The 12,428-nt window shown below is 64.1% G+C and carries 12 protein-coding genes; 5 read left to right on the top strand and 7 right to left on the bottom strand.

Features of this window, described 5'->3' with window-relative positions:
• Positions 1 to 117: 117 nt before the first annotated feature.
• Together C495_RS06500 and radA are read left to right on the top strand one after the other, a co-directional pair.
• Positions 118 to 1,308 carry an outer membrane protein assembly factor BamB family protein gene (locus tag C495_RS06500; protein ID WP_008161147.1) on the top strand — a complete coding sequence of 397 codons (1,191 nt, stop codon included), beginning with the start codon at positions 118 to 120 and terminating at the stop codon, positions 1,306 to 1,308.
• Between the two features lie 133 nt (positions 1,309 to 1,441).
• Positions 1,442 to 2,473, top strand: coding sequence for a DNA repair and recombination protein RadA (gene radA / locus C495_RS06495; RefSeq protein WP_008161146.1), 1,032 nt, complete (start codon positions 1,442 to 1,444; stop codon positions 2,471 to 2,473).
• Positions 2,474 to 2,727: 254 nt separating this feature from the next.
• Here the strand turns inward: radA and sufU are convergent, their stop codons facing one another.
• The 4 genes from sufU to C495_RS06475 form a co-directional block, all read right to left on the bottom strand.
• Complete coding sequence (gene sufU, locus C495_RS06490; RefSeq protein ID WP_008161145.1) at positions 2,728 to 3,147, bottom strand: Fe-S cluster assembly sulfur transfer protein SufU; 420 nt, start codon at positions 3,145 to 3,147, stop codon at positions 2,728 to 2,730.
• Positions 3,148 to 3,332: 185 nt separating this feature from the next.
• Complete coding sequence (locus C495_RS06485) at positions 3,333 to 3,971, bottom strand: HD domain-containing protein (protein WP_008161144.1); 639 nt, start codon at positions 3,969 to 3,971, stop codon at positions 3,333 to 3,335.
• 101 nt (positions 3,972 to 4,072) lie between these two features.
• Positions 4,073 to 5,161, bottom strand: a complete 1,089-nt coding sequence (locus C495_RS06480; protein ID WP_241430592.1) for a PGF-CTERM-anchored ABC transporter substrate-binding protein — start codon at positions 5,159 to 5,161, stop codon at positions 4,073 to 4,075.
• Between the two features lie 247 nt (positions 5,162 to 5,408).
• On the bottom strand, positions 5,409 to 6,653 hold the full coding sequence (locus C495_RS06475; protein WP_008161142.1) for an aminotransferase class V-fold PLP-dependent enzyme: 1,245 nt from the start codon (positions 6,651 to 6,653) through the stop codon (positions 5,409 to 5,411).
• Between the two features lie 197 nt (positions 6,654 to 6,850).
• On the opposite strand from C495_RS06475, the gene C495_RS06470 reads away from it, so the two are divergent.
• Together C495_RS06470 and C495_RS06465 are read left to right on the top strand one after the other, a co-directional pair.
• On the top strand, positions 6,851 to 7,831 hold the full coding sequence (locus C495_RS06470; RefSeq protein ID WP_008161141.1) for an ABC transporter ATP-binding protein: 981 nt from the start codon (positions 6,851 to 6,853) through the stop codon (positions 7,829 to 7,831).
• Positions 7,828 to 8,703 carry an ABC transporter permease subunit gene (locus C495_RS06465; RefSeq protein ID WP_008161140.1) on the top strand — a complete coding sequence of 292 codons (876 nt, stop codon included), beginning with the start codon at positions 7,828 to 7,830 and terminating at the stop codon, positions 8,701 to 8,703. Before C495_RS06470 ends, C495_RS06465 begins: the two co-directional genes overlap by 4 nt.
• A gap of 24 nt (positions 8,704 to 8,727) precedes the next feature.
• On the opposite strand, the gene C495_RS06460 is transcribed toward C495_RS06465, so the two are convergent.
• The 3 genes from C495_RS06460 to C495_RS06450 all read right to left on the bottom strand — a co-directional run bounded on the left by C495_RS06460 (position 8,728) and on the right by C495_RS06450 (position 11,585).
• On the bottom strand, positions 8,728 to 9,018 hold the full coding sequence (locus C495_RS06460) for a DUF424 domain-containing protein (protein WP_008161139.1): 291 nt from the start codon (positions 9,016 to 9,018) through the stop codon (positions 8,728 to 8,730).
• A 6-nt stretch (positions 9,019 to 9,024) separates the two neighbouring features.
• Positions 9,025 to 9,882 carry a tetratricopeptide repeat protein gene (locus C495_RS06455; RefSeq protein ID WP_008161138.1) on the bottom strand — a complete coding sequence of 286 codons (858 nt, stop codon included), beginning with the start codon at positions 9,880 to 9,882 and terminating at the stop codon, positions 9,025 to 9,027.
• 83 nt (positions 9,883 to 9,965) lie between these two features.
• The gene (locus tag C495_RS06450; protein WP_008161137.1) at positions 9,966 to 11,585 is read right to left on the bottom strand and encodes a hydroxysqualene dehydroxylase; all 1,620 of its coding nucleotides are present in this window, start codon (positions 11,583 to 11,585) and stop codon (positions 9,966 to 9,968) included.
• A gap of 192 nt (positions 11,586 to 11,777) precedes the next feature.
• Between C495_RS06450 and thpR the strand changes: the two genes are divergently transcribed.
• The gene (gene thpR / locus C495_RS06445; protein WP_008161136.1) at positions 11,778 to 12,335 is read left to right on the top strand and encodes an RNA 2',3'-cyclic phosphodiesterase; all 558 of its coding nucleotides are present in this window, start codon (positions 11,778 to 11,780) and stop codon (positions 12,333 to 12,335) included.
• Positions 12,336 to 12,428: the final 93 nt, after the last annotated feature.

Genomic DNA, 12,428 nt, shown 5'->3' with positions numbered 1-12,428 from the left:
TCTGACCACTCGAGAGCCCGAGTCGGAGCTACGTTTCACGTCGCCTCGAGCACTCCGATCTGCATCTGTCGCTGACTGTCGCATACGTTATATCAGTTCGTTCGGTACTCGTCGGTAGTGACAGACTGGACTCAGTTCAGAGGCGATCCCCAGCATTCGGGGCTGCGGCGCGACCTCGAGGGACCCCGTCGGCTCGACGAGTGCTGGACGGCCGACCTCGTCGGCCCCGCCGGGTCGCCGGTTCTCGACCGAGACACCGTCTTCGTCGGGACGAGCAACGGGAACTGCTACGCGTTCGAGCGCGACACCGGTCGCCGTCGCTGGGTGTTCGAGACGACGGCTGTGACCGAGACGGCACCGGTCGTCACCCGCGACGCCCTGTATCTCGCCACGGACGAGGGTGTCGTCTCCGCCCTCGAGCCGACGACCGGCGAGCAGCGCTGGCGGACCGACATTCCGGGCGCTCTCAGGGGTTCGCTTGCCATGTCGGAGGGGCTTCTGTACGCCAGCCATACGGCCGGACTCTCGGCGCTCGAGGCTGACAGCGGCGAGCTCGTCTGGACACACGAGACCGACACACCTGCCGTCGGCACACCGGCTCTCGACGACGAACGAGCCCGGCGACAGGGCTGGGGCGAACACACCGATCCCGACGAGGAGATTGATCTGCTGTCGCTCGATGATGCCCGGATGGATGCAGACGACGACCGGACACACGACGGCAATCAGGTCTACGTCGGTACCACTGACGGGACGGTTGTCGCACTCGAGGCGACGACCGGCGAGGTCTGCTGGGATGCCCCCGTCGGCGGCACGGTCGTCGACGGGCCAACGATCGTCGACGACCGGGTGTACGTCGCCGACGACGACGGAACACTGATCGCGTTCCACACCAGCAGTGGGCAGTCGTGGTTTACCTACGAGGTTCAGGAGTCGTTTACGACGTCCCCGACCGTCCTCGAGGCGACCGATTCGACGTTCGTCGGTGCTGACGATGGCTATCTCCACGTCACCGACACGACGTTCGGCCGCCGGAAACTGCGTGGCTGGCTGTTCGCGAAGAAAGGGGTCGCCCTCGACGGCCCGGTCACCTCCAGTCCCGTGATCGTCGGTGACATCCTCTGTGTCGGCGATTCGACCGGCTCGCTGTACGGGATCGACGTCTCCGATGACTGTGACCTGTGCTGGCACTACGGGCTCGAGGACGCGGCGACCGGATCACCGGCGATCGGCGAGCGAGCGCTGTACGTCGCCACCGGCGAGCGCCTCGTCTGCCTCGAGTGGCAGTCCGGTGACCGCATGCCCTGAGGAGAGTCGACAACTGCGCCTTTCTACATAATTCCGCGGCCGACCAGCTCGAGTACCCCGCCGTCGTCCTGCACTTTCACTTTCACTCCCCTGTTAACGAGGGTTTATACGGGGTCCGGCACAACGACAGAGTATGCCTGATGCAGACCTCGAGACGCTGCCCGGTGTTGGTCCCGCAACCGCAGACAAGCTTCACGACGCCGGCTTCGACTCGTTCCAGAGTCTCGCCGTCGCCTCCCCGTCGGAACTGTCGAACACGGCTGACGTCGGCGAGTCGACGGCTGCAGACATCGTTCGCGCCGCCCGTGACGCCGCCGACATCGGTGGCTTCGAGACCGGGTCGACCGTCCTCGAGCGACGAAACGAGATCGGCAAGCTGAGCTGGCACATCGACGACGTCGACGACCTGCTCGGTGGCGGTATCGAGACCCAGTCGATCACCGAAGTCTACGGTGAGTTCGGCTCCGGGAAATCGCAGGTCACCCACCAGATGGCCGTCAACGTCCAACTTCCCAAGGAGGTCGGTGGTCTTCACGGCTGTGCGATTTTCGTCGACAGTGAGGACACCTTCCGTCCGGAACGGATCGACGACATGGTCCGTGGCCTCGAGGATGAGGTCATCAACGCGACGCTCGAGGACCGCGAGATCGAGGGCTCTGCGGCTGACGAGGAGGCTGTCGACGAACTCGTCGACGACATCCTCGATAAGATCCACGTCGCGAAGGCGTTCAACTCCAACCACCAGATGCTGCTGGCCGAGAAGGCAAAGGAACTGGCCGGCGAGCACGAAGACTCCGACTATCCCGTTCGCCTGCTGGCGGTCGACTCGCTCACCGCACACTTCCGTGCGGAGTACGTCGGTCGTGGCGAACTCGCGGACCGACAGCAGAAACTCAACAAACACCTCCACGACATCGACAAGGTCGGCAACCTCTACAACTGCGCCGTGATCGTCACCAATCAGGTCGCTTCGAACCCCGACTCCTACTTCGGCGACCCAACCCAGCCGATCGGTGGGAACATCCTCGGCCACAAATCGACGTTCCGGATCTATCTGCGCAAATCCAAAGGCGACAAACGGATCGTTCGACTGGTCGACGCACCGAACCTCGCCGACGGCGAGGCCGTCATGCGCGTTCAGGACGGCGGCCTGAAACCAGAGTAACGACCGACCGCTTTCCCGTTTCGTCTCGCCGCTCGAGTGAGACGGTGTACTGGAGTCACTGACCGCCGATCGCTGACCCGTATGGCGACGGCTGGACATCGACAGCAATCCCTCTGAGCCGTCGCTGTGTCACCGTACTCGACAGTGACCACAGACTCACAGTCGTAAAACGCGACGTGGCCGGTTCGGGTGCCGAACTAGCCGTATACGCTGCCCGCACAAATGAACGCGGTTCGGGACGTCTCGGTCGCCGACTACTCTTCGGTCGTCGTCTTCTCGACGTCGAGTTCGCCCTGATAGATCTCCGCGCCGTCCTGTGCGACCTTCTCAGCCAACACGGCACATTTGACTCGCATCGGCGAGATGTCGACACCGAGCATGTCGATCACGTCGTCGCGATCCATCTCGAGGAGTTCCTCGAGCGTTTTGCCACGGAGGTCTTTCGAGAGCATACTCGCGGAGGCCTGACTGATCGCACAGCCGTCGCCTGAAAACGCAACCTGCTCGATCGTCTCCTCGTCGTCAGCGAGTTTGACGTCCATACGAATCTCGTCGCCACACATCGGGTTCTCGCCGATGTGGGTGAAGGTCGGATCCTCGAGTTCCCCGTAGTTCCGCGGGTTCTTGTAGTGGTCGAGAATCTGCTGTCGGTACATATCCGAGCCCAGTCCCATTGGTATCCTCGAGTAGCACTGAGAGTTGTAAAAGGGTTCCGGGGCTCGTACTGTCTCGGGACCACGAACGGGGCGGGCGGTTCGGCACACGAACTGATAAGCGGTCCAGTGTGGTGACGATCAGTGAGAACGTACCACTGTGAGAACACGCTGTCGGCACGTCGAACGGTTGCTGGCCGATGCTGCTATCGCTTCCCGTTCAGTTCACCCTCGAACTGCTCGAGATACGTGCGGACGAACCGGCCGCGAGTCCGGGCCAGTTCTCGGCCGACGTCGGTATACATCCGATCGGGGAGGTCGAGGATTTTCTTTCGGAGGTGATTGTACTGGGTCTGCCCGGCGCTCGTGTCGTCGGCAGCGACCGGCACATCGGGATCGTACACCGGCGAGCCGAGCGTCCCGCCGTGAGCGAACGCGCGGGCGATGCCGACCGCGCCGAGGGCGTCGAGGTTGTCCGCGTCACAGAGGAGTTTCGCCTCGAGCGTCTCGGGGTCGATCTCGTTCGAGTACCGATGAGCGCGAATACAGTGTTTTACGTGCTCGATCGTCTCCGGGGCCGCGCCGACGGCCTCGAGAATCCGTCCTGCTTCCCAGCCACCCCAAATCGCGTGGTCGTCGATCTCGCCACGGTCTTCCTTGTTGCGGCCGATATCGTGGAGTAAGACCGCGAGGGACACCACGCGGTCGTCCACCGACGCCGACTGCGGGTGGCGCTCGAGTAACGTCTCCGCGAGCGTCTCCACCCGTTCGACGTGGTGCCAGTCGTGGGCTGGCGGGGCATCCTCGAAGTACGGGCGGGCGCGGGTTCGGACGGTCTCGAGCATGGCGGTCTGTGGTCGGGACCTGGTGAAAAAACCACTGCAACCGCCGTCTGCTGGACGGCCCGGCAGTATCTCTGGAGTCGGGACGTGATGGGCCCACTCGATCAGGACCGACTCGTCCGTTGGAGGGTCGCCATCACGAACAGCAGGGCCGCGATCACGACCGCACCGACACCGAATCCGGGGAGTTCGTCACCGTCGGACTCGTCGTCCGACTCATCCGTTTCAGCGGACGTCTCGGCGTCATCGACGGCCGCCGCATAGGCGTCGGGGTGGAACGTGTCTGCCAACTCTGTGACCGCGTCGACGGTCCGCGGCCCGGGACGATTTAACTCGTTGATGTTGATGGTGACGGTCTGGTCGTTCTGGACGGCAGTCGTCGACTGATACGCCGGTGTCTCTGGCACCTCGGGGGAGTTCGTGTTCGTGATGATCCAGTCGGGATCGGAGTCGATCACGACCTCGTCGTTGAGTTCGTGATACCCCTCGACGCCGGCTTCGGCTGCGACGTTCGTCCCGCCGGCGGCCTCGATGACGTCGTGGACGAACGTCCCCGAGCCGGCAGTGTAGCCGAAGAACGTGTAGAGCACGTCTGGCTGGTCTTCGCCGTCGATCGCGGCGTCGACGACTGCCAGTTCCTCGTCCATCCAGTCGACGGTTTCGGCGGCGCCGTCACACGCTCCGACGAGCGAGCCGATCAGTTGCGTCCGATCACGAACCTCCTCGAGCGATGTCGCCTCGGGGATGTAGTAGACGGTCAATCCGGCTTCCCGAAGCGTCTCGATCGTCTCCTCGGAGACGTACGACGTGTCCGTGGCGAGGACGAGATCGGGCTCGAGGTCGACGACGACCTCGGGCTGGATCGTCTCAGCTTCGGTCGAGACCGACGTTCGCTCCTCGGCCCCCTCGAGGTTCTCGGCGTGTTTCGTGAGGCCGATCACCTTTTCGTCGGCACCGATATCCCAGATCGTCTGGGCGGGGCTCGGGGTGAGTGTGACGACCGTCTCTGGTTCGTCCTCGAGTGTGACGTCCGTTCCGGTGGCGTCGGTTTCCGTAATGGGGTACGAACACTCCGCAGCAGTCGACGACCCGGCTGACGGTGCTGCAATCCCGGCTGCTCCGAGCCCGGTCATCGGCGCGAGCGTTCCGACAACGACGAACGATACGACCAACAGCATTCGTATTCGGCGCATATCCATCCCTCTCTGACAATACAATATGTATGTGCCTATTACAACCGAACTTTCACAACGAGCTGGTGGCTCACACCGATCACGGATGCAACTCACTCGAGCGGCCCACTCATGCGGACGCTGAGGACTGCTCGCGTCTCCTTGCCGACAGCTCACTGCATGAGAGGTGGCGGAAAAGACACGACTGACGCAGCGTTGGCCACCGCGTTCGATCAGAAAATCCGCAGACGAACGCCGTGGGCGGACGCTATGCGAACAGCTGCCGTGCGTCGTCCAACGCCGCGATCAGTGTGTCGACTTCCTCGCGCGTGTTGTAGACGTAAAACGATGCGCGAGTCGAGGCCGGTACGCCCAGTTTGTCGTGTAGCGGCTGGGTACAGTGGTCGCCCGCCCGCACGGCGACCGTGTGGTCGTTCAGGATCGACGTCAGGTCGTGGGCGTGGACCCCCTCGAGGTTGAAACTGACCAGCCCCCCGCGGTCGGGACCGCCCTCGGGGCCGTAGATCTCGACGTCGCCTTCGGCTTCGAGTTGGTCGTAGGCGTAGGCGGCGAGTTCCTCCTCGTGGGCCTGCACGCGCTCCATGCCGAGCTCCTCGAGCCAGTCGATCGCGGCGTGGAGCCCAACGGCTTCGGCGATTGGCGGCGTCCCGGGTTCGAACTTCCAGGGGAGGTCGCCCCAACTCGAGTCCTCGAACGTGACCTTGCGGATCATGCCGCCGCCGTAGAGGTAGGGCTCGAGGTCCTCGAGCAGGGCTTGCTTGCCGTAGAGGACGCCGATACCGGTCGGGCCGGCCATCTTGTGGCCCGAAAAGGCATAAAAGTCGGCGTCGATCTCGCCGACGTCGACGGGGCGGTTCGGGACGGCCTGTGCGCCGTCGATAAACGAGAGCGCGCCGTGTTCGTGGGCGAGATCGGTGAGTTCGGAGACGGGGTTGACGGTGCCGAGCGTGTTCGAGACATGGACGGCGGAGACGAGTGCGGTGTCGTCGCTGATCAACTCGCGAGCGTGATCCATATCGAGTCGGCCGGTCTCGTCGACGCGGATGTACTCGACGTTCGCCCCCGTTCGCTTGGCGATCTGTTGCCACGTGACCAGCGAGGCGTGGTGTTCCATCTCCGTGAGGATCACATCGTCACCGGGCTCGAGTTCGTGCAGGCCCCACGAGTAGGCGACCAGATTCTCGCTTTCAGTCGTGTTTTTGGTGAAGATGATTTCCTCGCGCCCCGCAGCACCGATGAACTCGGCGACGCGGTCGTGAGCCTCTTCGTACGCGACCGAGGCTTCCTGACTCAGGTGGTGGATACCCCGGTGGACGTTCGCGTTGGACTCGCGGTAGTAGTCGCTCATCGCGTCGACGACCGCATCGGGGGTCTGGGTCGTCGCCGCGTTGTCGAGGTAGACGACCTGCTGGCCGTCGAACTCCCGCTCGAGAATCGGGAACTCCTCACGGATCGCCTCGACGTCCAGCGGCTCGAGGTTCTGCTGACTCATTGTGTGACTAGCAGGTATCCCAGACAAAACACTCCTTCGGTCTCTGACCGCTCGAGCGGGGAAAACCGTCCTTTTTCGGCCGGTTTGAGTGTGCGAGCTCGGTGACTCGAGGGTGCTGGCTCCGGGTTCGATGGAGTTTCCGAACCTGAAACCGTGGCCCGTTTGTTATATGCAATTCTTGTGTATATGCCAACAAGATGGCCGCGATCGAAACGACTGGGTTGACGAAAACCTACGGTGAGTTGACCGCCGTCGACGACCTCGATCTCACGATCGAAGACGGCGAGGTGTTCGGCTTTCTGGGTCCAAACGGGGCGGGGAAGTCGACGACGATCAATATGTTGCTCGACTTCGCCCGCCCAACATCGGGGTCGGCGACGGTGCTCGGCTACGATGCTCAGGACGATGCAGACGAGATTAGCCCCCGTGTCGGCGTCCTGCCGGAGGGGTTCGACGTCTATCCGCGGCTCTCTGGTCGTCGGCATCTCGAGTTCGCGATCGAGACCAAAGCCGCGACGGACGACCCCGAGGCGATCCTCGAGCGCGTCGGCCTCTCGGCCGAGGACGCCGCGCGGCCGGCCGGCGACTACTCGAAAGGGATGCGCCAGCGTCTCGCGACCGGGATGGCGCTGGTCGACGACCCCGACCTCCTGATTATGGACGAGCCCTCCTCCGGGCTCGATCCCCACGGCATCCGTGAGATGCAAGAACTCGTGCGCGCGGAGGCCGACCGGGGAACGACCGTCTTCTTCTCGAGTCATATCTTAGAGCACGTCGAAGCGGTCTGTGACCGCATTGGGGTGTTGAACGAGGGTCGACTCGTCGCCGTCGACACCATCGACGGGCTTCGGGAGTCGATCGGTGGCGGGGCGACGATGGAACTCGTGCTCGCCGACGCTGCCGACGGCCATCTCGAGACCGCCCGTGGCGTCGCCGGAGTCACGGACGTCGCCGCCGCTGGACAGACGCTCGAGTGTTCGATCGCCGATCCGGCGGCGAAAGCGACCATCGTGACTGCGCTCGACGACGCCGGGGCGACGATCCGAGACCTGCAGATCGACGACGTCTCGCTCGAGTCGCTGTTTACGACACTGACGAACGGCGGTGGCGAAATCGAGGGCCAGAGCGCCGACGAAACGGCAAATCCTGCGGCCGCGAAATCGGAGGCAGCTGAATGACCGACCACATTACCACTGTCGCGCGAAAGGAGTTCGAAGACGCCGGCCGCTCGAAACTGCTCTGGGCGCTGACCGGCCTGCTCGTCGGCCTCGTCATCGTTGGCTACGTTGCGATCTGGTACACGGTCGACGACGTTACGGCGGCGGAGGTACTCGGCTTCATCGCGCTCCCGCTGCAGACGATCATCCCGATCGCCGCGCTCATCGTCGGCTACATGGCCGTCGTCGGGGAGCGCCGGTCGGGCAGCATCAAACTCCTGCTTGGCTTGCCGCCCAACCGGACCGACGTCGTGTTCGGGAAACTGCTCGGTCGGATGGCCGTCGTCGCGACGGCCGTCGCCCTCGCGTTCGTCGTCGCACTGGTCCTTGGTGCGGTGTTGTTCGGTTCGGTTCCGTTCGTCGACTGGCTCGCGTTCGGCGCGATCTCGATTCTGTTCGGCGTTTCGTTCGCTGGACTGGCCGTCGGCGTCTCCGCCGGCGTCTCGACACGGGGAAAGTCGATGGCGATCGTCGTCGGCCTCTACATGCTCGTGCTCGCGCTGTGGGAACTCGTCACGGCCGGCCCGTACTACCTCATCTACGGCGAGGGGCCGCCGGTCGAGGCCGAGACGTGGTACCTGTTCGTCGATCAGTTCAACCCGATCACCACCTACACCACGTTGGTCGGCAACGTCGTCGAGGGCGAGGTCTTCCCCTTTATGTTCCAGTACGGGCTCGAGGACTTCGAAGCGTCCGGCATGACGCCGGCCGAACGGTACGCGGGCGATGCGCCGTTTTACCTGCAAGACTGGTTCGGCCTCGTCGTCCTGCTGTGTTGGCTGGTCGTGCCCGTCGCGATTGGCTACTATCGGTTCACGAAAACTGATCTGTAGTCCGTGTGCTGTCTCTTTCGCCGGCTACATCCACAGCAACTGCGCGTGCAGCGTCGACCCCACCTCGAGGACGTTCGCCTCATCGATGAACCCTTCCGCAATGGCGAGTTCGACGGCCTCTCTGCCGACGATGTTGGCGACGGCCGCTCGAGCGAGGCTGTCCGCGACGGTCCCCTCATCGACCGTCTCGCCGCCGTAGAACTCCTCGGTGACGGTCAGCGAGACGTCCTCGCTTTCGAACGTCTCGCCGAGGACGTCCTCGTCACAGACGGCCACGAGCAATCCTTCGGGTGTCTGCCGTTCGTTGACGATCATCCGTCGTTACTCGAGTTCCCACTCGTCGTCACGGTCAGTGGCCCGTCCGGGGTCCGTGACATCGACGCCGTCCTGTTGGTGGGACTGTTCGTCGACGCCGGGCGGGGTGTGACCCTGCATCTCCTTTCGGTCTTCGACCATGCGCTGTTCGGCTGCTTCGCGCATCTCGTTTGCTTCGTCGGCGATTTCCTCGGCCTCGTCGTACTCGCCGAGTTCCTCTAAGATCTCGGCCTTTTCCTCGAGCACTTTCGCGTTGCGCAGTCCCAGCCGAATCGCGTTGTCGATACAGTGGAGCGCTTCCTCGGCCAGCCCGCGTTCCGAGAGGAAGAAGGCGCGATTGAACCAGCCCTCGGCGAAGCGCTCGTCGATCTCGACGGCGCGCTCGGCGTGCTCGAGGGCCTGTGCGGTCTCGCCGAACTCCCAAAGCGCGTAGGCGAGGTTCGTCTCGGCCGTCGCGGCGTGTTCGCTCTGGTCGTCGATCCGCAGTGCCTCGCGGTGGGCTCCGATCGCCTCGTCGTACTCCTCGAGTTCGGCGTGGGCGACGCCTTTGTTGACCCACGCCTCCTGTTCGATGCGGTCGTCCTCGGCGAAGCGGGCAGTTCGCTCGAAGGCCTCAGTGGCCTGCTCGTAGCGGTTGATCTGCATGTAGTTCAGCCCAACGTCGAGCAACTCGCTCGCGTCGACGGCGTCCTGATCGACGTTACGCGTGTCGAGCGTGTCGGTGAGGACGCGGGAGTCGACTGGATCGACCTTCGACGGATCGACGTTCAACTCCGGCGGGTCCAGATCGAACTCGTCGTAGGGGTCGTCGAAGCCCTCGCCTTCCGAAAAGCGGTGGTCGCGGTCGCCCTCTCGGTCAGTCATTGCCCGACGTTGGCGTCGACGACTGTTAAGGGCTGCGACCCGGCTATCGCCGTCGGTAGCGGTCCAGACTCGAGGCCCGCATCCTACGGGCTGAGCTGTCTGGTGAGCCCGCGAACGGACTGTGTCACCTCGGCCGGATGGGGCAGTCCGAGCCGGTATTGCATCCGGTCCTGTCGTTTGAACGGCTCGAAGACGGTCGGCTCCTCGAGATCCCAAATCTCGACCCTCGGGGCGTGGCCGTGGCGCTCGAGGATCGCGTTCGCCGCACGGCGGCCGGCCTCGTTGGCCGACTCCATCGAGGCCAGATCCGAGTTCGTCCGGACGTAATCGCTTGCGAGCGTGAGGCGATCGATGGCCGGATCGGCTGGCGGGCGGTTCCGAAGCGACCCCACGGTGTTGATCAACAGCGGCGAGCGGTTCTCGACGCCGTCGGCCGTTTCGACGAGCGCCGGATCGAGCACCCAGTCGACGAGCATGTCGTCGTCGAGCACCGTGTCGGTCGCATTGAGGTGGGCGTTCAGTTGCGCCCAGATCTCCTCGGCGATCTCCTCGCGCGTACACGCTTTCGCGGGCTTTTCGTGGCGCAGCCCCGGCGTCTCGAAGTCCGAGGCGATCACCGAGAGGACACCCTCGACCTCGTCGGGGCCGTGTGTCTCGAGGTCGTAGCCCGTCCAGAACTGGCGCTGGGAGATCGACGTCAGCGCCCACGGCGCGTCGGCGTAGACCTGATGGCCTCGCGTCAGTTCGACATCGTCGGTCAGGTAGAACTGAATGCCGTTCATCCAAGCCGTCTCGAGGCGACCGATTCGCTCGAGTTCGGGCGCGACACGACCCATGGGCCGCGTGATGAGGTCGGTGGCGACCTCGACCGGGACGGCGAGGACGTACTCGTCGGCCGTGACCGTCTCGCCGCCGGCCAGTTCGACGCCGGTGATTCGGCGACCGTCAAACGCGAGTGCCGTTATTGGCGCGTTCGGCCGGAGCGTGACGCCGAGCTCCTCGAGGTAGCTCGTCCAGGGGTCGATCCAGACCTCGCTGGTCGGCCCGTTCAGGACGCGCTCGGTGGGTCGAGTGGGATCGAGCTGGCCGAATAGGAGTTGCAGGTAGATCGTCCCGATCGTTCGGGCGCTCCCGACTTGCGGCCGGAGGGCAACGAGCGACTGCGTGGCGAAGGCCAGTCGGTCGCGAAACGCCTGCGAACGGTTGTCGGCGTCGATGAAGTCCCACCACGACACGTCGTCGAGTTCGTTCTCGCGTCGCTGCTCACAGGCAGTCAACACGTACAACAGCCGCTCGAGCAGGAACCGAACGTCCGCTGGCGGCAGGTCCTCGGCAAACGCCGGGCGCAGCGCCTCGAGCCAGTCACGCAATGAGTTGGGCGTGCGCGTCTCGGCGATCTGGCCCGGCCCGTCGATGCTCGCGATGAGCGTCGCGTCCGTCTCGGCGAGGTTGTCCGCGACGGTTCCCGATCCGTCGGGCGTTCGTGCCATCGTCTCGATGACGTGCTGGTAGAACGCCGGAAAGAACCGAAAACCGTGTTCGCCGTGCAACGCTGTTGGCTCGTCCGAGATCGGCACCGAGCGCGCCTTGCCGCCGAAGCGGTCGTTGGCCTCGAAGACGGTTACGTCGAACCCTCGCTCGGCGAGTTCGTGGGCTGTGGTGAGCCCGCCGATTCCGCCGCCAAGTACGGCAACGTCGGTCATCACCGTATCCACGTGTCGGATCAGTATAATCGGGAGGCCTAACGAGTGCGCCGACGGTCGAGAACCCAGACGGTTTACTGGAGTCACGTCTTGCCGATCGTCGACCCATGCTGGCGATCGGCGGGTCATCGGGACAGCAATCCGTATCACACCACCCCTACCATTGAGTACACTGCCCGCGAACGACCACGTATGCGACTGTTCGTCAGCGTCGACCTCCCCGACGACCTCACGGAAGCGGTCGCCAACCTGCAAGCCGAGTTCGAAGACGCGAGCGGACTCAACTTCACCGACCCCGAGCAGACCCACGTGACCCTGACGTTCCTCGGTGATGTCGACGAAGACCGCCTACCGGCCCTCGAGCGCGAACTGTCAGCTGCCGTCGACGGTGCCGACGTCGACCCCTTTCCCGTCCGCTACGGCGGCCTCGGCGTCTTTCCGAGTCTCGAGTACATCAGCGTGCTCTGGGTCGGCACCGAAACGGGGGGCGAGGAACTCACCCGGCTCCACGAGGCGATCGAACGCCGAACGACCGATATGGGGTTCGAGGCGGAGTCACACGAGTTCACGCCACACGTCACGATTGCACGGATGGACCACGCCGGCGGGAAAGCCCTCGTCCAGGAACTCGTCGAAGAGCGCGAGCCGACGATCGGTGAGACCCGCGTCGACGAGATTCGGCTGACAGAGAGCACGCTCACCGGCGGGGGACCGGTGTACTCGACAGTGACGTCGTTTCCACTCGAGTGATCGGGACCGCAACCCGTCTGAGCCGGCCGTATGAGTCGCCGAACAATGCAAGTCGAAACGTGATGTCGGCGGCCGGTGTAGCAGTCAAGACGC

The sequence above is a fragment of the Natronorubrum sulfidifaciens JCM 14089 genome, assembly GCF_000337735.1.
Lineage (GTDB): Archaea > Halobacteriota > Halobacteria > Halobacteriales > Natrialbaceae > Natronorubrum > Natronorubrum sulfidifaciens.
The sequence above is the reverse complement of the archived record's forward strand: the minus strand, read 5'-3'. Positions and strand labels throughout refer to the sequence as shown.

Excerpts from the sequence above, each read along its gene's own strand:
- radA (WP_008161146.1), top strand. The coding sequence starts at position 1,442 with ATGCCTGATGCAGACCTCGAGACGCTGCCCGGTGTTGGTCCCGCAACC.
- sufU (WP_008161145.1), bottom strand. The coding sequence starts at position 3,147 with ATGGGACTGGGCTCGGATATGTACCGACAGCAGATTCTCGACCACTAC.
- C495_RS06485 (WP_008161144.1), bottom strand. The coding sequence starts at position 3,971 with ATGCTCGAGACCGTCCGAACCCGCGCCCGCCCGTACTTCGAGGATGCC.
- C495_RS06480 (WP_241430592.1), bottom strand. The coding sequence starts at position 5,161 with ATGCGCCGAATACGAATGCTGTTGGTCGTATCGTTCGTCGTTGTCGGA.
- C495_RS06475 (WP_008161142.1), bottom strand. The coding sequence starts at position 6,653 with ATGAGTCAGCAGAACCTCGAGCCGCTGGACGTCGAGGCGATCCGTGAG.
- C495_RS06470 (WP_008161141.1), top strand. The coding sequence starts at position 6,851 with ATGGCCGCGATCGAAACGACTGGGTTGACGAAAACCTACGGTGAGTTG.
- C495_RS06465 (WP_008161140.1), top strand. The coding sequence starts at position 7,828 with ATGACCGACCACATTACCACTGTCGCGCGAAAGGAGTTCGAAGACGCC.
- C495_RS06460 (WP_008161139.1), bottom strand. The coding sequence starts at position 9,018 with ATGATCGTCAACGAACGGCAGACACCCGAAGGATTGCTCGTGGCCGTC.
- C495_RS06455 (WP_008161138.1), bottom strand. The coding sequence starts at position 9,882 with ATGACTGACCGAGAGGGCGACCGCGACCACCGCTTTTCGGAAGGCGAG.
- C495_RS06450 (WP_008161137.1), bottom strand. The coding sequence starts at position 11,585 with ATGACCGACGTTGCCGTACTTGGCGGCGGAATCGGCGGGCTCACCACA.
- thpR (WP_008161136.1), top strand. The coding sequence starts at position 11,778 with ATGCGACTGTTCGTCAGCGTCGACCTCCCCGACGACCTCACGGAAGCG.